Source organism: Planctomycetota bacterium, assembly GCA_018242585.1.
GTDB lineage: Bacteria > Planctomycetota > Planctomycetia > Pirellulales > PNKZ01 > JAFEBQ01.
The window spans coordinates 89,448-106,629 of the sequence record JAFEBQ010000007.1 but is presented as its reverse complement, the minus strand read 5'-3'; the positions used below and the strand labels follow the sequence as shown (position 1 = coordinate 106,629).

The 17,182-nt window shown below is 62.6% G+C and carries 11 protein-coding genes; all 11 read left to right on the top strand.

The window, feature by feature from the left end; all coding sequences use genetic code 11:
• The first annotated feature begins 246 nt into the window (after window positions 1-246).
• The 11 genes from JSS27_03640 to JSS27_03590 all read left to right on the top strand — a co-directional run bounded on the left by JSS27_03640 (window position 247) and on the right by JSS27_03590 (window position 17,044).
• Window positions 247-786: a sigma-70 family RNA polymerase sigma factor gene (locus JSS27_03640; GenBank protein MBS0208027.1), complete on the top strand. Its 540-nt coding sequence runs from the start codon at window positions 247-249 to the stop codon at window positions 784-786.
• Between the two features lie 2 nt (window positions 787-788).
• Window positions 789-2,189: a FecR domain-containing protein gene (locus tag JSS27_03635; GenBank protein ID MBS0208026.1), complete on the top strand. Its 1,401-nt coding sequence runs from the start codon at window positions 789-791 to the stop codon at window positions 2,187-2,189.
• 11 nt (window positions 2,190-2,200) lie between these two features.
• Window positions 2,201-5,329, top strand: a complete 3,129-nt coding sequence (locus JSS27_03630; GenBank protein MBS0208025.1) for a PSD1 domain-containing protein — start codon at window positions 2,201-2,203, stop codon at window positions 5,327-5,329.
• A 9-nt stretch (window positions 5,330-5,338) separates the two neighbouring features.
• A complete protein-coding gene (locus tag JSS27_03625) occupies window positions 5,339-6,775 on the top strand; it encodes a DUF1501 domain-containing protein (protein MBS0208024.1) in 1,437 nt (478 codons plus the stop codon).
• Between the two features lie 50 nt (window positions 6,776-6,825).
• A complete protein-coding gene (locus tag JSS27_03620) occupies window positions 6,826-8,280 on the top strand; it encodes a hypothetical protein (GenBank protein ID MBS0208023.1) in 1,455 nt (484 codons plus the stop codon).
• A 187-nt stretch (window positions 8,281-8,467) separates the two neighbouring features.
• Window positions 8,468-10,111 carry an exo-alpha-sialidase gene (locus JSS27_03615; protein ID MBS0208022.1) on the top strand — a complete coding sequence of 548 codons (1,644 nt, stop codon included), beginning with the start codon at window positions 8,468-8,470 and terminating at the stop codon, window positions 10,109-10,111.
• 76 nt (window positions 10,112-10,187) lie between these two features.
• The gene (locus tag JSS27_03610; GenBank protein MBS0208021.1) at window positions 10,188-11,363 is read left to right on the top strand and encodes a hypothetical protein; all 1,176 of its coding nucleotides are present in this window, start codon (window positions 10,188-10,190) and stop codon (window positions 11,361-11,363) included.
• A 333-nt stretch (window positions 11,364-11,696) separates the two neighbouring features.
• A complete protein-coding gene (locus JSS27_03605) occupies window positions 11,697-13,580 on the top strand; it encodes a hypothetical protein (GenBank protein MBS0208020.1) in 1,884 nt (627 codons plus the stop codon).
• A 107-nt stretch (window positions 13,581-13,687) separates the two neighbouring features.
• On the top strand, window positions 13,688-14,803 hold the full coding sequence (locus JSS27_03600) for a dihydrodipicolinate synthase family protein (protein MBS0208019.1): 1,116 nt from the start codon (window positions 13,688-13,690) through the stop codon (window positions 14,801-14,803).
• Between the two features lie 13 nt (window positions 14,804-14,816).
• A complete protein-coding gene (locus tag JSS27_03595) occupies window positions 14,817-15,611 on the top strand; it encodes a hypothetical protein (GenBank protein ID MBS0208018.1) in 795 nt (264 codons plus the stop codon).
• 59 nt (window positions 15,612-15,670) lie between these two features.
• The gene (locus tag JSS27_03590) at window positions 15,671-17,044 is read left to right on the top strand and encodes a hypothetical protein (protein MBS0208017.1); all 1,374 of its coding nucleotides are present in this window, start codon (window positions 15,671-15,673) and stop codon (window positions 17,042-17,044) included.
• Window positions 17,045-17,182 lie beyond the last annotated feature (138 nt).

Here is a 17,182-nt window from a genome sequence, read left to right as displayed (position 1 = left end):
CAAAGCACAGCGATGGCCCTGTAGTTATCAATTGCTCCTCTTGGGGGCGAAAACCACTTGGGAACCGTCCGCCGGTAAACCATGATATTGGAAGGCCACGGTGAGTGACGCCAGCCGAACAATCCATTAACCTGGACCGTGCAACCACTTGCGTCGTTTCATGAGACCGCCGAGGACAAACTGTCGGAAAAGTTTCGGGATTTGTTGTCCAATAATCCAGCCAGCGAACCTTTAAGCAGTAACGACATGGATGCCACCCCCCTGCCCCCCGCCGATCCCACCGAAGCATATGTGCGCCTGGTCGCTCAGCATGACCGTTGGCTGGCAACCTATGTCTATAGTCTGGTCGGCAGCGCTGCTGATGCCGACGACATCCTGCAGGAAGTCAAAGTCACCATGTGGCGGCAGTTCCGTCAGTTCGAGTCTGGCACCAACTTTCGGGCCTGGGCGCGGACGATCGCCACGCACCAAGTGTTGAACTATCGCCGGGCCGAGAAGAAGCGCCCAGCCTCGGCGGTGGACGAACAGTTCATCGAGATCGTGGCCGCCGAACTCGACCGCCGCGCCGACCTGCTCGACCGACAGTCGGCGGCCTTGAAGACCTGTCTGGCCAAGCTGCCCGAAGCCCATCGCAATTTGGTTGTCTGGCGTTACTACGAAGATTGCGGCGTCGAGCAAATCGCCGAAAAAAGTCGCCGCTCGGTCGAAGCAGTCTATCGCCTGCTGAGCCGGATTCGGCATTCGCTCGGTGAATGTGTCAGCCGGCAAATGGCCCGTACGCACTAACCATGAAACCGACCGAATCGCAACACGACCGCATCCAACGCTCGTTCGAAGGGCTCCTTTCACCCGAGGAACAGGCCGCGCTCGAGGCCGACGTGGTGCGCGATCCGGTATTGCGCGAAGCCTACGTCGAGCAGTTGTGGTTGCATTCCACGTTGCGGGCCGAGCGCGACACGCTGACTTCGCTGTTCGAGCAGTCGCCGGCGACGGATAAGCCGGCCATTTCCACGCCGGTGATTGATCGCTGGCCCGTGGCGGCCTGGAGCGCCTTGGCCGCGGCCTGCGTGTTGCTGGCCCTGAGCGGTTGGATCTACAGCCAGGATCTGATCCTTCATCGCCCCGTGGCCATGTTGGCGCAGGCCGACAATTGCAAATGGGCTGGCTCCGAATTGCCGACCGCGGTGGACTCGCAATTGTGCGTGGGCAAGCTGGCGCTGGTCGAGGGAATCGCCACCATCCGCTTCAAAAGCGGCGCCACGGTGACGATGGAAGCCCCCGCGACCTTGGAAGTGTTGACGGCCATGCATTGCCGACTGGTCGAAGGAACGCTCACGGCCGAGGTTCCTGAATCAGCGCATGGCTTTACGATCGACACGGCCGACCTGAAGGTCGTCGACCTGGGAACCCGGTTCGGTTTGAGCGCCGGTTCGGCGGGCAACTCGCAGGTTCGCGTGTTCGAAGGCGAGGTCGAAATCGGCGGGCTGGCCAGCGGCGAAACCAAACGTCTGACCGAAGGGAAAGGTCTGCACGTCAATTCGGGCGCCACCACGCCAGGGCAGGAACCGACGCTTGGCCAGCAAGTGCAAGAAGAAGGTGGCTGGACCGCGATTCCGACTTCGTTTGGGCGTGGCAAGGACGGCTATGCGCGCCGTGGCGACGTCGGCGCGCCGATGGGGCCGCACCCCTTGATCATCGTCAAGCACACTGACCTGCCACTGGGCAAAAACAACGAACGCCGAGGCGTGATCACGTTTGATTTGTCGCAACTCGATGCCGCGAAGGTGGCCGAGGCGCAGTTGGTCCTCGACCCCGAGCCGAGCGGCTTTGGGTTTTCATCGCTGGTGCCCGATTCGCGCTTCGCGGTCTATGGCATCACCGACCCCGCGCTTGACAACTGGGATGAACAGGAACTGCGCTGGGACGGCGTGCCAGGCTGCGACGACGAAGGCCCCGCCACGGCCACGACTCGCAAGCTGGCCGAGTTCTGGATACCACGGGGGGGCTCGGGCGGGCCGCTGACCGTGCGCGCCGATACGCTGGTCGAGTTCATTCGTACCAAGTCGAACGGCCTGGTCAGCTTTTTGATCGTGCGTGAGACGGGCGAAACCGACACGTCGGGGTTGGCGCACGCCTTTGCCTCGAAGGAACACCCGAACGCGCGCCCCCCTACCTTGCGAATCAAGTGAACGGGTCATTCATGACAAAGCACGCCGTTGCCCTGCTGATTGCGTTGTGCGCCTCGACCGCTTGGGGGGCCGACGACGACGCCCAGCGCGCCGCGCTGAAGTTCTTTGAGAATGAAGTGCGGCCGATCTTGGTCAATCGTTGCTACGAGTGCCACGGCGCGAAGAAGCAAAGCGGCAGCCTGCGCGTCGACAACATCACTTATCTCACGGCCGGTGGCGACTCGGGGCCAGCCCTGGTAGCGGGCGACCCCGAGAAGTCGATCTTGATCGGGGCCATTCGTTATCAAGATCCTGACTTTCAAATGCCGCCGAAGGAGAAGCTGCCCGACCGCGAAATCGCGGTGCTCGAAAAGTGGGTGAAGCTTGGCGCGCCTTGGCCCGCGAATGAAGTGGCCCGCGAGCAGGCCGATGAATTCGGCTTTAGCGAGGCCGATCGGAAGTATTGGGCGTTTCAGCCGTTGACGAATCCAACCCCGCCCGAGGTGAAGAGTGATTGGGTGCGCAACAACGTCGACCAGTTCATCGCCAAGAAGCATGTCGAGTTGGGGCTGACGCCGGCGTCCGAGGCCGACCGCCATGAGTTAGTGCGTCGCCTGTATTTCACGTTGCACGGCCTGCCGCCGACCAAGGAACAGATCGACACATTCACCAGCAGCCGCGATCCGCAAGCTTATGAAAAGCTGGTTGACGAGTTGCTGGCCAGTCCGCGTTACGGCGAGCGGTGGGCGCAACACTGGCTGGACCTGACGCGCTATGCCGAGAGCGACGGCTACAACCAGGATGCGATTCGCCCGGCGGCCTGGGCTTATCGCGATTATGTGGTCAACAGCTTGAACGCCGACAAGCCCTACGACCAGTTCGTGCGCGAACAGTTGGCCGGCGACGAACTCGATCGCGACAATCCGCGGGTGCTGGTCGCCACGTCGTATCTCCGCAATCCGATTTACGAATACAACCAGCGCGACGCGCGCGGGCAATACGACGTCATGTTGACCGACATCACCGACAACGCCGGCGAGGTGTTCCTGGGGTTGAGCATGGGTTGCGCCCGTTGCCACGACCACAAGTTCGATCCGATCCTGCAAAAAGACTATTACCGTTTTCGCGCGTTTTTCACGCCAGTGCGGTGGCGCGACGACTTGAAGCTGGCCTCGCGGGAAGAAAAAGCTCGCTATGCCGCACAACAAGCCAAGTGGGAGGCCGCCACCGCCAACATTCGCGCCCAGATCGACGCCATTGTCGAGCCGTTGATTGAAAGGAGCGTCAAACGCGCCTACGAGCGCTTTCAAGCCGACATTCGCGCCATGGTCGACAAGTCGCCCGCGGAAAGGCTGCCGCAGGACTGGCAGGCATCGTATTTCTGCGAGCGACAGTTGCAATACGAACGCGAGCGGTTTGATCCCTTGAAATCGCTCAAGAAGGAAGAAGATAAGAAGCGTTATCAGCATTTGGTCGAGGAGTTGAAGAAGTTTGATTCGTTGAAGCCAGCGCCGCTGCTCGACGCCTTGGTGGCGACCGATGCCATGCGCGTGGGACCGCCGAACATTCTGAAGACCCGTAAAGGAGAAGCGGACATTCCGCCGGGCTTTTTAACGCTGCTCGAACCGAACGAGCCAACGATCGCGCCGCTGGAAAACTCCACCGGGCGGCGCTCGGCCCTGGCCGCTTGGATCACCCGCCGCGACAACCAACTGACGACGCGCGTGATTGCGAATCGCGTCTGGCACTATCTGTTTGGCCGCGGCATTGTCGAGACGCCGAACGATTTTGGCCGGCTGGGCAAAGAACCGTCCCACCCCGAGTTGCTCGACTATCTGACGCAACGCTTTTTGGCCAACGGCTGGAGCCTGAAGAAACTGCACCGCGAAATCTTGTTATCGGCGACCTTCCGGCAGACGGCGCGACGCGCCCCGCCCGAAGTGGCCGCCAAGGTCGACCCGGCCAACAAGTACCTGTGGCGGTTCAGCCCGCACCGACTCGACGCCGAGCAAGTGCGCGACGCCATGCTGGCGGCGAGCGGCGAACTGGATTTGAAAGCCGGTGGCCCCTCGACCGACGGCAACGGCACGCGCCGCTCGATTTACACGCTGAAGAAACGGAACAGCCAGAACGAGCTGTTGCGCAGCCTCGACGCGCCGGCCGGCTTTGCCAGCACGTCGGAACGTCAAAGCACGACCACGCCGACCCAAGCCTTGCTGCTGGTGAATGGCGATTGGGTGCTGAGCCGGGCCCAGAAGCTGGCCAGCCGCGCCTCGTCGATCGAAGAAGCCTGGCAACTCGTGCTCGGTCGTCAACCCACGGCTCGGGAATTGGCCAAGGCCAAGGCGTTCATCGCCAAGCGCGAAGCGGCGATCAGCGCGCCGACGCCCGAAAGTCCGGCCGACCTGGCGACCGCCGCTCAGTTCAAAGAGAACACCGCGCACGAGAATCTGGTCGCCACGACCAAGGAGCGCGAGGGGGACGAGTTCACCATCGAGGCGATCGTCAAGCTCGACAGCATCGACGTCAACGCTTCGGTGCGCACCATCGCCTCGCGCTGGAACAACGGCAAGGAGAACGTCGAGTCGTATGGTTGGAGCCTAGGCGTGACGGGTGAAAAGTCTCGCTTCAAGCCGCGGAACCTGATCATTCAATTGGTCGGCGAAGACGAGAATCGCAACATCGCCTACGAACCGGTGGCGTCGGATTTGCGCATCGAACTTGGTGTCACCTATCATATCTCGGTACACGTCTCGTGCGGCACTCATACGGTGACCTTCCGTGTCGAGCAAGTCGGCAAGGCCAACGCGCCGGAGTTGACCTCGGTGGCCACGCACGGTGTCGCCACCGGGTTGTGCCAAGGAGCGTCGGCGCCGGTGATCGGCGGCGTGAGCCGGCGCGCTCCCACGCACAACTGGGACGGACAAATCGAAGCGGCGCGGCTGGTGCGCGGGCTGTTGCCGGTCGAATCGTTGTCGGCCAATCCTGCCGACTGGGCCGACCAGCCGATCGTGGCTTGGAATGCCAAGACCGGCATGCTGCAAGGGCTGGCCTGGGCCGGTTCGCGCGGCACGGCCGAAGTGGTCGATCCGCGTCAGCAAGCCCTAATCGACTTGTGCCACGTTCTGCTCAACACCAACGAATTCTTTTTCCTTCACTAGAGCGGCATCATGCCTTGTCACAACTACGACATACCGGCCAACCGTCGTGAATTCCTCCGCCGCGCCGGCTGTGGCTTTGGCGCGGTGGCTTTGGCGGCGCTGATGCGCGAGCGCATCTTGGCCGCCCCACCTGCTGGCGCCGTGCCGACCGGCGGCGCCGCGGCCCGACTGATCAATCGCCCCGGTCGCGCCAAGAACGTGATCTACTGCTTTATGGAGGGTGGCCCCAGCCACCTCGACACGTTCGACCGCAAGCTGGCGTTGAATACGCTGGCCGGGCAAAAGCTGCCGGCGTCGTTCAAAGTGCCGGTGCTGGCCATGGGCGAGTCCGACGCGCCGATCTTCCCCTCGAAGCGTTCGTGGAAGCAATATGGCCAGAGCGGACTGTGGATTTCGGACTGGTTCGAGAACGTGGCGCAGCATGCCGACCAGTTGGCGGTGATCAACTCGTGCGTCTCCGACGGCATTAACCACGCGGGGGGCGTGTGCCAGATGAACACCGGTTCGATCTTTGGCGGCCGGCCGTCGCTGGGCGCTTGGGTGAACTATGGACTGGGAACCGAGAATCAAAACCTGCCGGGTTTCGTCGTCATCAAGGACAGCGAAGGAACCGTCGTCAACGGCGTGCGCAACTGGGGGAGCGGCTTCATCCCCGCGGTCTACCAGGGAGTCGAGTTCAACTCGGATGGCGCGCCGATCAAATACCTGGACAACCCCAAAGGGTTCACCACCGAGCGACAGCGCGACAAGCTCGACTTGTTGACCGACCTGAATCGAGGCTACGGCGCGACGCGCGCCGACAATTCGGAGTTGGAAGCCCGGATTCGGTCGTACGAGTTGGCCTCGGCCATGCAAGCCGAAGCGCCTCACGTGGTCGATTTGAGCAAAGAGACGGCCGCCACCAAGGCGCTCTATGGCATGGACCAGCCCGAGACCGCGGTCTATGGCCGCAATTGTCTGCTGGCCCGGCGGCTGGTCGAAAATGGCGTGCGGTTCGTGCAGCTTTACAGCGGCGCGGGGAGCAAATGGGATGCGCACAAGGGCATCGAGGCCAACCACGGCAAGCTCTGCCGCGCGGTCGACAAGCCGATCGCTGGCCTGCTGACCGATTTGAAGCAGCGCGGCTTGCTGGACGAAACCTTGGTGATCTGGGGAGGCGAGTTTGGCCGCACGCCGATGAGCGAACAGGGAGACGGACGCGATCACAACCCGAACGGGTTCAGCATGTGGATGGCCGGCGGCGGAGTGAAAGGAGGCCAGACGATCGGCGCGACCGACGAGCTGGGCCTGTACGCCGTGCAAGATAAGCTGCACGTGCATGATGTGCATGCCACGATTTTGCACCTGCTGGGCGTGGACCACACTCAACTGGTCTACCATCATAAAGGTCGTCCCGAGCGCATTGACTTGAACGAGGGACACGCCTACAAGAAAATCACCGGCTAGCCGTCGATTGACAGATCATGCCCGCTTTTTCCTTACCGAGGAGTCTCGCCATGCGAACCTGGGGCTTTACTTGCTGTCGAATCGTGGCCCTGGTGGCCTGGCTCGCAACGCTGAGCCAAGGGGAGCCGTCGGCTCACGCGGCCGAGTTGCACCTTGGCGCCGCCACGGCCGACATTACGCCCGACCAGCCGGTGCCGCTATCGGGCCAGATGCGAACGCGCATTTCACAGCGCGTCGACAGCCCGCTGCTGGCGTCGGTGTTGGTCATTGAATCGCGCGAGGGTGACCGTTCGCTCGATCAGGCCATCATGGTGGCGTGCGACCTGGTGGCGATTCGCGAAGGGCTGATCGAAGAGGTCCGTTCCAAGCTGAAGGAACGCTTGCCAGGCTTCGATCCACGGAAGCTGTTTCTGAGCGCCACCCACACGCACACGGCCCCCGAGATGGTCGAGGGGCGTTACGACTTGCCGGCCTCGGGGATCATGCGTCCCGATGACTACAAGCACTTCTTCACCGACCGAGTGGTGGCGGCAATCGAGCAAGCGTGGAATGGTCGGCGTCCGGGAAGCGTCGGCTGGGGGCTGGGGCACGCCGTCGTCGCACAGAATCGGCTGGCCGTGGCCCAGGACGGCACTTCAAAGATGTACGGTTCGACCACCACGCCAACATTCGCGCGGTTCGAAAGCTACGAGGACCACGGCGTCGAAGTCCTTTGTTGCTGGGACTCGACGGGCAAGTTGGTGGCCACGGCGATTAACGTGGCTTGTCCGGCCCAGGAAGTCGAAGGAAAAAGCACCGTCGACGCCGACTTCTGGCACCAGGTGCGCGAAGCGTTGCGCCAGCGACACGGCGACCAGTTAGTCGTCTTGGGCTGGACCGGAGCCGGCGGCGATCAGTCGCCCCATCTGATGACCCGCAAGGGGGCCGAAGAGCGGATGCGAACACTGCGCGGTCTGGATCGGCTGCAAGAGGTCTCGCGTCGGATCGTCACCGCCTGGGAAGACGCTTACGCCGGCGCGGTGCAAGAGAAGCATGCGGACGCTCCGCTGGTGCATCGCGTGCAAACGCTCCAACTGCCGGTGCGGCAAGTAACGCAGGCCGAGTCCCTCGCCGCGCGATCGAAAGTAGCTGAACTGGCGGACGACCCCGCCGCGCTTCGCGTGCGTCAATGGCATCAAAAGGTGGTCGATCGTTTCGAGCGGCAAAAGCCCGATGATCTGTTCTCGACGGAAGTTCACCTGCTCCGTTTGGGAGACGTGGCCATTGCCACGAATCAATTCGAACTTTACACCGACTACGGCTTGCAGATGAAAGCGCGCAGCCCGGCGCTGCAAACCTTCGTCATTCAGCTCACCGGGCCTGGATCCTATCTGCCCACCGAGCGCGGCGTTGCCGGTGGCGCCTATGGCGCGGTGATTCAAAGCAACACGGTCGGTCCCGAAGGCGGCCGCGTGTTGGTCGAGCGGACGTTGGAGACGCTGAACGAGTTGTGGGGCAACAAGTAGAGGGTCGAAGGCCGCGGCCAGTGCCTTCGCCGGCGGTCTTGTCAACACGATCACGTCCGTGTTACCTAGCGGCAGGTTCCCACCTTCGCCATCGGGAAGTCGAGGCAGATCGAACACTCGATCTGCGCCGCGAGGTGTGTGCTGGAATCGATCCGCGGAGATGCTCTTTAATCGAAGGTTCACCTGCATGAAGCCTACTTGCTCAATCGCAACGCTTGCTTTCCTAGGCTTCGTGTTGCTACCCGTCCAACTTCCCGCCGCCGAAGGCGTCTCAAAGTCCCCGGCTGAGTCGCCAACCATCGTCGCGGCGCGGAAGGAGCCCCCACTCTGCCTAACCGCGAACAACATGTCGATCGCGACGGGCACGCCATCGCTCGTGCTGATGTCGAGCGGCTCGATGCAAATTCCGATCTGGTCATTGTCGGGCGGCACGGTTGGGCAGTCGGTCGTCGGCCTGGTCAGCGGCTTGCCCAGCGGGTGCGCCGCCGTGAAGGTCGAGATCGTCGTCACCACGACCGACGCGACGACGAGCCCCAGCTTCGAGGATGTCTACCGGGTCCACCTCTCGCAGTTGGTGGCCGATGCCCCCTTCACGGCCCGGTATTATCTGGGCAATCCCGTGCGAACGGCACTCCCCGCCGCGCCGTTCTATTCCCGCAACATTGTCCTGGAGTCGTATTACGAAGTGACGCCCGACGCGCCCCTCTGGGTGCGCGTGCAGCGCGAGCCCGGCGATCCCGCCGACACGTTTACTAGCCCCACGGGTCTGGCCATGGTCAAGGTGACACCCGTGGATGCGCTCGCGAAGCCCCAGGTCGTGCAGGACGTGAGCGGCTACAACTCGTGGCCGATGATTCAGGCCCTCGGCGAGAAGCTCGTCTGTGTCTATAGCCGAGGCTCGGGGCACACGATCGGAGAAGACGCTCGCGCCGTTTACGCCCGCACCTCCACCGATGGCGGAAAGACCTGGACGCCCGAAACGGTGGTGGCCAACACGCCCGGCTATGGCGAGGTCGAGGTCGGCAAGGGGCTGGACTCCACCGGGGCGATGCTCCTGTGGGTGCGTCGAGTCGGCAAGGAGTGGGGACACGACCTGTACCACACCACGGATGGGGTGACGTTCAAGCTCCTGGCGACGCCGAAACTCGCCGTGACACCCGTGCAGATCACCGACATCTTCGCGGTCCCCAAGGTCGGGCTCATGGCCCTGTGGTTTGGCGGGAACTACGCTGAAGACGAGAGTCACTCGTGGGGCACGCTGACCAGCAGTGACGACGGCGTCACCTGGGCTCAAACTCCCGTCGAGTCCGGGCTGACCAAAGCGCAATGGCCGACCGAGCCCGCCGCGGTTTACCTCGGCGATGGCAAGCTTCTCGCCATCGCCCGAACCGAGCAGGGAGGCTCGACCTCGACACGGGCGCAATTCCAGATGGTCTCGACGGATTACGGCGCGACGTGGAAGCGCGCGCAAACGAACATCGGCGATGTCCTGATCTCCACCCCGAGCTTGATCCTCGACGCCGAAACTGGTTTGCTGAGCAACTATTACTATCAGCGCGGCAAGGGTGGTGTCCTGCGGCGCCGAGTCGTTGATCCCGCCAGCGTGTTCGGCAATCCGCTCCACTGGCCCGCGTCCGAGGCGGTCGCCAAGGGGAGTCAGGCTACCATCGACGCGGGCAACGTGAACGCCACCGTAATCAGGGGCACGCACTATCTGTCGTTCTACTCTGGCAAGGCGCCGGACACCGCGGTCCAGGTCTCCGCGATCCCGGCACCGAGTGCGGAAAATTCGCCACCCTGCCCTTCGCGCCCCGATGGGCCGCGAAAATAAGATGAAAAGCCTCCTCACCGCCTGCCTGCTCTTGCTTTTCGCCTCGCATGCTCATGCGCGGGAAACCGCGACCAACATCGAGCAGGCCTGGGACATCGTTTGGAGCCGGTTTTATCTGCCGAAGACTCAGACCTTCGGCGATTACCTCAGCAGCTATGAGAAAGGCAGGGAACAAGCCCATTTGCCCACGGCACACGAGGTGAGGCGGCAGTATCCGAACCCCTGCGGCTACGGCACGGGCATGGAGGACGGCGCGATCCTTGGTGGCGCGATGCTCAGCATGCTGTGCGACCGCTTTGCGGTCACCAAGGACGACTCGCTGCGTGAAAGGGCCGCGTGTGTCTTCGCCGGCCTCAATCGCTGTGTCACCGTGCATGGCGTGCGCGGCTTTGTGGCTCGCAATGTGTGCCCGGAGGACGCCACGAGCACTTACATCAACTCCTCGCGCGACCAGGTGACGCACTTCGTCCACGGCCTGTGGCAATATTATCACAGCCCGCTGCCAGACGAGACTACGAAGCAGCAAATCCGCGTCATCCTCGCCGCTGTGGCGGAACGCATGATCGCTTTCGTCACGCCGCAGAACGACTTCGACTTCTGCCGCGCCGATGGCACGCATTGTCCGCTTGGCATCTGCCGCATGTGGAATGTGCAGCCGCACGAGGCCGCCCGCCTGCCCATGATCCATGCCGCCGCATGGGATGTGACGCGCGAGGATCGCTATCGCGAGCAATGGCGTAAATATGCCGCCGCAGCCATCGCGCAATCCGCCACTCCCGGCGCGGAGAAGCCGGCCTACGCTTTACTGCAAATGCAGTGCTCGCTGGAGGTTCTCCACGCTCTCGAGCCTGATGCGTCGCTCAAGGCTCTGATTCATCAGCGCATGACGCACGTTCGTGATCTCGCCGCGAAGCGATTCGCCAGCGTCCTGGCGGCGCTAGCGAAGAAAAGCCCCGAGGACATGCGCATGACCGGCCCCGATTGGCGCACAGTACCCGAGTGGAAGAACCAGAAGGGGTATCCCAATCCGCAGTGGGGCCCATTCCGCGAGATTTGGCATCTCACGCGTGAGGCAGGCGAATCCGCGCTCATCCTGCTCATGGTCGAGCCACCGACGCTCACCGTCGAACAGCAGGCCTCGCTCGAGAAGTTTCTGGGGGACTTTGATTACACGCACAACGCCAGTTGCGGCATCGTCTACCACCTCGCCGCCTTCTGGAAGGCCCGCCGCTGCCAACTGCTCGCCCCTTGAGATTGATCCACACAGGATTCCGCGACCATGAAATGCCTGAGTCTCCTTCTCACTCTCTGCCGCAAGCCATGCGTGATGTGGACGACATGGTCCTCTCGAACCGGCCGCTCACATGATGAAAGTCCCTCCGCAGTTCGACGACTCGCGGATGCACCTTTTGCGCTTCGGCGTCGAGTCGTGCGGGGCAATCCCTTTGACCCGACGACACTGGTTCCGTTTACCCGTGGCATGTTCAGGATAACCTCCATCCTTTCCCTTGTTTTTGCACTCGTGGCTGACGTTTCCGCGGAGATGAGGCTCCCGATTGTGGGCACGGTCGCAACTGGACCTGCGATGGATGTGGCGGTGGTGGGCGACCGTGCATTCGTGATCGGAGGAGGCAAACTGCATGTGCTCGATATCGTCACACCTGACCAACCGAAAGTGCTGGGTTCACTGGATGGACTGGGCAACACGCGACAGATTGCCGTCTCCAATGGAGTGGCATTTGTGTCGGCGCGAGAGTCGGGGCTGTTTGTCGTGGATGTCCGCGACACGCAGCCGAAACTGATCACGCGTTACGACAGTATCGAATTTGCCACCGGCGTGGCGGTCGCGGGCCACGTCCTGTTCATCGCCCAGCGGCAGTATGGCGTGGAGTTGGTGGATGTGACTGACGTGCGGCATCCCCGGCATCTGAGCACTGTCCGCACGGGCGAGGCGCAGTCGATCGCATATCACGACGGCATGCTCTACACCGGAGTGTGGGGCAGCTCCGAGGTAGTGACGGTGGACGTGCGAGATCCGCTTCATCCGCGCCTGGTTTCCAAGGCGCCGCTGGACGGCTACGGCGACGGACTCGCTGTGCATGGCGGCCTCCTGTTTGCCGCAACCGGCCACCACTCGCGGCAACCGCACCGCAACCCGGAGGATGCCGGCTACGGCATGGGTCATGGACTCGAGCTCTTCTCGCTCGCCGATCCGGCCCAGCCGAAGTTCTTGGGCCGCGTGAAGTTTCCGCGGTTTTACGCCGTGGGCCTCGATATGTGGGGAGTGAAGGTGAAGGGGAAAACCGCTTTCGTCTCCGATACCCACAACGGAATGTTCATCGTGGATGTGAGCGAACCAGCGGCGCCAAGGATCGTCTCGCGCACGGAACTGCCGACACCGCCGGGCAAACCGCACGCGGATTGCGTCGGTGGATTCGGGCTGGTGAAGGATTACATCTACGCTGCGGGTGCCACGACCGCGTTGCACATCATCGAGGCCATAGGCGTGGCGCGTCCGGTGACAAATGAACTCGGCGTCCTGCCCGCCATTCCAGCGGCAGAACCCACCTCGAATCCGAACATTTTCCGCCCCGGAGGCCAGGTCCATGCAGTGGCTGTGCGAGGCGACCTCGCTGTCGCGGCTTGTGGCAGCGCCGGCATTCACGTGGTTCGCACCGGAAAGGCGCTCTCGCCGTTGAGCGCGACGCCCACCGAGGGCTTCGCCTCCGACGTTGCCATCGTCGGCGACTCCGTGTTTGTGGCCGAAGGCGAGGCTGGCATGGCGATCTACGACTTGGACAAGGACGGACGCCTGACGAAACGCGGCCGCTACCCGGCAAAGGCGCTACCGGTGAGACATCTCGCGCTGCCCGCGCCGGGGCGATTTGCGCTGATAGAAGTGGGCGGCAGCACGCTGCAGATTCTGGACGTTGCGGATCGCAGCCGCCCTCGCCTTGCGCTGGAGGACAAGAGGTTCGGACTGCTCTATGGTAATCAACTCTGCGATCAGCTCGTGGACGGACGCTACGCCGCGGCATTCTGGCATGCGAGCGGAGTTCACTGGTATGACCTCGGCGGGACTGAGCCGGTCTTCGCGGGGCAGCATCCTGCCGGCCGGTTCGATATGCTTAATGGACTCAGCGTTTTCCAAGGGGAGGTCGTGACGCCTCGCCATGGAGGGCTGGTCTTCTTCGCGCAGAACGTGACAGGCGATTTCGATTCGTTGCCTGTCGTCCGTATTTCCGGGGTCCGCTTGTCAGGAAGAATCTCCGTCAGCGGTCATCGCCTCGCCCTCGCGAACCGAGCCACTGGCGAAGTGTTCATCGTGGATGTGACGGATCGCTTGAAACCCAAGTTGATCGAGAAGCGATCGACGGATGGAAACCCGGGGCTCATCAGTTTCACCGCGAGTGGAGTCCTGATTCCCGCCGGTTACAATGGCTTGGAGTTTTGTCCTTTGGCGGAGTGAGATTCGCAGGCTCGTGACTTGGAAGGTGCAAACCGGATCAGGTCTTTTGTTGCATGGTTCGACTTTTTTTCTAGCCGGATGTGTAGGCTGAATCGAAACCCACCCTCATGGAACAGCGCACCACACGACGACAAATGCTCGGGACGATGATGGCCGGCGCTTCGGGCGCCTGGGCTGAAACCAACCTGTGCGCTACCGAGCCGCGAGCCGCTGAGCGTGCGAAAGCAACGACCGCCGATCCACGAATCCGCGGGCCGTTCCCGATTCTATCGACACCCTTCACCGCGGCGGGCGAGGTGGACTTTGAGGTGCTCGCCCGTCAAGCCCGCTTTGTGGATTGGGGCGGGTGTCCGGGCATGATCTGGCCGCAGTCGGGCGACAGCGTGGATCTCCTCAGCCGCGACGAAAAACTCCGCGGGATGGAAGTGCTGGCGGAAACATCGCGCGGCTTGCGCACGGCGCTCTGCCTCGGCGTGCAGGGGAAGGACACCGAGGAGATGCTCGTCTTCGCGCGACATGCCGAGCGACTCGCGCCGGCGGCGATCATCTCGCGGCCGCCGGATGCCGGCCGGACGGAAGACGAGTTGCGCCAGTATTGGCGCGCGCTGGCGGCAGTCACGCAGCGTCCCGTCATCCTCCAGACCACCGGGGGCGTCGCTTACCAGGGGCCGATTCCCTCCGTGCCTCTGCTGGTCGAGTTGGCGAAGGAGTTTCCGCATTTCGGCTACATCAAGGAGGAAGCCGCGCCGGTCATCGCCCGCACACGGGAGTTGCTGGTTGCACGGCCGCCGATTCGCCGCGTCTTCAGCGCGCGGGGTGCGCACGGCTGGCTGTATGAGTCGCATCTCGGCACCGAAGGCTTGATCACCGAGCGCGCGGTTTACGCCGATGTCCTCGCCCGAATTTGGGAGCTGCAACAGAGCGGCGCCGCCCCGGAGACCTTGCGCGACATGCACGCGAAGCTGCTGCTCCTGTTCAATCTGGGCCAGCACCTCCCCGGCGGCGATCTGCGCGGTTTTCAGCTCTATCTTTGGAGAAAGCGTGGCGTGTTCAAAAACATGATCTCGCGCCAATACGGCCCGAACCGGACGATCCCTGGGAAGCCCATCTTTTCGGACCAAAAGCTGAACGAGGAAGAGATCGCGGAGATCGACTTCCGCTTCGAGGCGTTGAAGCCGTATCTGAAAACCAATCCACCCCGCTTCGACAACGTCACGAAGTGAGCCCTCCTTGCCCATGAGATTTCTCCTGTTGACTCTCGCCCTTTTTGCCGTGCATCGCGCCCGCGCCGCCGAGCCGGCCTTTTATGCCGCTGCGTGCGAAGGCACTTACCCGCGTCACGTTCAAGGCATCTGCACCAATTTGCGCGACGCCATTTATTGGTCCTGGACTGATGCCCTCGTGAAAACCGACCTCGACGGTCGCGTGCTCAAGAATGTGCCCGTGGCCAGTCATCACGGCGACCTCTGCTATCATGCCGGCCGCGTTTATGTGGCGACGAACCTCGGTAAGTTCAACCAGCCCGCCGGGCAAGCCGATTCGTGGGTCTATGTCTATGACGGCAACACGCTCGCCGAACTGGCGAAGCACCGCGTGCCGGAGGTTGTCCATGGCGCGGGCGGCATGGCGTGGCACGATGGCCGGTTCATCATCGCGGGCGGGCTGCCGACGGGCCTGAACGAAAACTACCTTTATGAGTATGACGAGAGCTTCCGGTTCCAGCGGCACCATGTCCTCGCCAGCGGCTACACGCTCATGGGCATTCAAACCGTCGCGTATGCCGAGGGCGCGTGGTGGTTCGGCTGCTACGGCAAGCCGCAGGTGCTGCTGCGCGCGGATGAAAAGTTTCAATTCACCGGCAAATGGGAGTTCAACGCTTCCGTCGGCATCGCGCCCATTACCGATGGGCGCTTCCTCATCGCTCAAAACACGGCCATCAAGGGGGATGACGGCAAAGTCAAAAGTAACCAAGCTCGTGTCGTCATTGCCCGCGCCGACGAAAAGGCCGGAATGGAGATTGAAAAGCCATGATCGCATTTATCCACGCACGTCTGAAAGTCCCGTTCATCGTTTGCTTTACGCTGTTTCCCATCCTCGCCTCGGCACAGGACAAGCCCGTGTTCAAAGCGGGCGCGGCCACGAGCAACATCACGCCGCCGCTGGGCATGGAGATCGTGGGAAACTTCGCGCCGCGCCCCATCGCGAAGCACGTGCATGATGAACTGCACGTGCGCTGTCTGGTTCTCGATGATGGCACGACGAAGCTCGTATTTGCCGTGGCGGACACCATTTCACTCGCGCGCGATGTCTGGGACGAGGCGAAGCAGAAGCTCGAGGCCGCCACGGGCATTCCGGCCTCGCAGATGATGTTTTCCGGCACGCACACGCACTCGAGCGTGTCGGTACTCACCAACAGAGATCCCGCGCTGGACTACCGCAGCTTCGTGATCTCGCGCGTGGTGGATGGCGTGAAGCGCGCGCTGAACAATTTGGAGCCTGCCCGCGTCGCGTGGGGCACGGGCAAACTGCCCCAGTGGGTCGGCAACCGCCGCTGGCTGCTGAAGGAAGGCTTTGAGAATCCCAATCCGTTCGGCGGAAAGGATCGCGCCGTAATGAATCCCAGCAGTGCGCTCATTCCGCACTTCGCCGGCCCGGCCGGACCGACGAACCCCGAGGTCTATTGCCTCTCGGTGCAAGCCACCGACGGTCGCCAGATTGCGCTGATGGCGAACTACTGGCTGCACTACGTCGGCGGCGTGAACAAGGAAGACTTGTCGGCGGATTACTTCGGCGAATTCTGCCGCCGCGTCGAGCAGGCCCTGGGCGCGCCATGTGTCGGCATTTTGGCCAACGGCCCCTGCGGCGACGTGAACAGCAACGACTACAGCGGCAAGACGCCGGCAGTGAAACGCGAGCCGTATGAGAAGATCAAATTGGTCGCCAACGATCTCGCGCAAGAGGTGCTACGAGTTCGACAGACACTCGCGTATCAGGATTGGGTGCCGCTGAAGGCCGCCGCCAGCGATTTGGAACTTGCCGTGCGCCGTCCGACTCCGGAGATGATTCAGTGGGCCGAAGGCGTGCTCGCCAAGCCGAAGGGCGCCGCGCCCGTGCATCGTCTGGAACAGCCCTACGCCGAGCGCGTGCTGGCCGCACGCGACGCGAAGCCAGACACGGTCCAGGCCGTCATCCAGGCCTTCCGCATCGGCGATCTGGGCATCGCGTCCATCCCATTCGAAGTCTTCACCGAAACCGGCCTCGAAATCAAAGCCCGCAGCCCGTTCAAGGACACCTTCACCATCGAACTCGCCAACGGTAGCAACGGCTATCTGCCCACGCCGAGACAGCACGACCTCGGCGGTTACGAAACGTGGCTCGGCACCAGTCGCGTCGAACGCGACGCCTCAGAAATGGTCGCCCTGAGAGTTCTGAAGATGCTGCATCAAGTGCGCACCGCGCCGTGAGACAAGCAAAGCCCATGATTCCCCAGCGCAATTCCCGATTCTTCGGCTTCAGGGGTGCATGCGCATCCCTGCTCGGAACGCTTGAAGTTTTTCGCACGGCTACCATGTCGGTAGGCCGGGCGGGTGGATCCCCCGGGC

Excerpts from the sequence above, each read along its gene's own strand:
- JSS27_03640 (MBS0208027.1), top strand. The coding sequence starts at position 247 with ATGGATGCCACCCCCCTGCCCCCCGCCGATCCCACCGAAGCATATGTG.
- JSS27_03625 (MBS0208024.1), top strand. The coding sequence starts at position 5,339 with ATGCCTTGTCACAACTACGACATACCGGCCAACCGTCGTGAATTCCTC.
- JSS27_03615 (MBS0208022.1), top strand. The coding sequence starts at position 8,468 with ATGAAGCCTACTTGCTCAATCGCAACGCTTGCTTTCCTAGGCTTCGTG.
- JSS27_03630 (MBS0208025.1), top strand. The coding sequence starts at position 2,201 with ATGACAAAGCACGCCGTTGCCCTGCTGATTGCGTTGTGCGCCTCGACC.
- JSS27_03635 (MBS0208026.1), top strand. The coding sequence starts at position 789 with ATGAAACCGACCGAATCGCAACACGACCGCATCCAACGCTCGTTCGAA.
- JSS27_03600 (MBS0208019.1), top strand. The coding sequence starts at position 13,688 with ATGGAACAGCGCACCACACGACGACAAATGCTCGGGACGATGATGGCC.
- JSS27_03620 (MBS0208023.1), top strand. The coding sequence starts at position 6,826 with ATGCGAACCTGGGGCTTTACTTGCTGTCGAATCGTGGCCCTGGTGGCC.
- JSS27_03605 (MBS0208020.1), top strand. The coding sequence starts at position 11,697 with ATGGATGTGGCGGTGGTGGGCGACCGTGCATTCGTGATCGGAGGAGGC.
- JSS27_03595 (MBS0208018.1), top strand. The coding sequence starts at position 14,817 with ATGAGATTTCTCCTGTTGACTCTCGCCCTTTTTGCCGTGCATCGCGCC.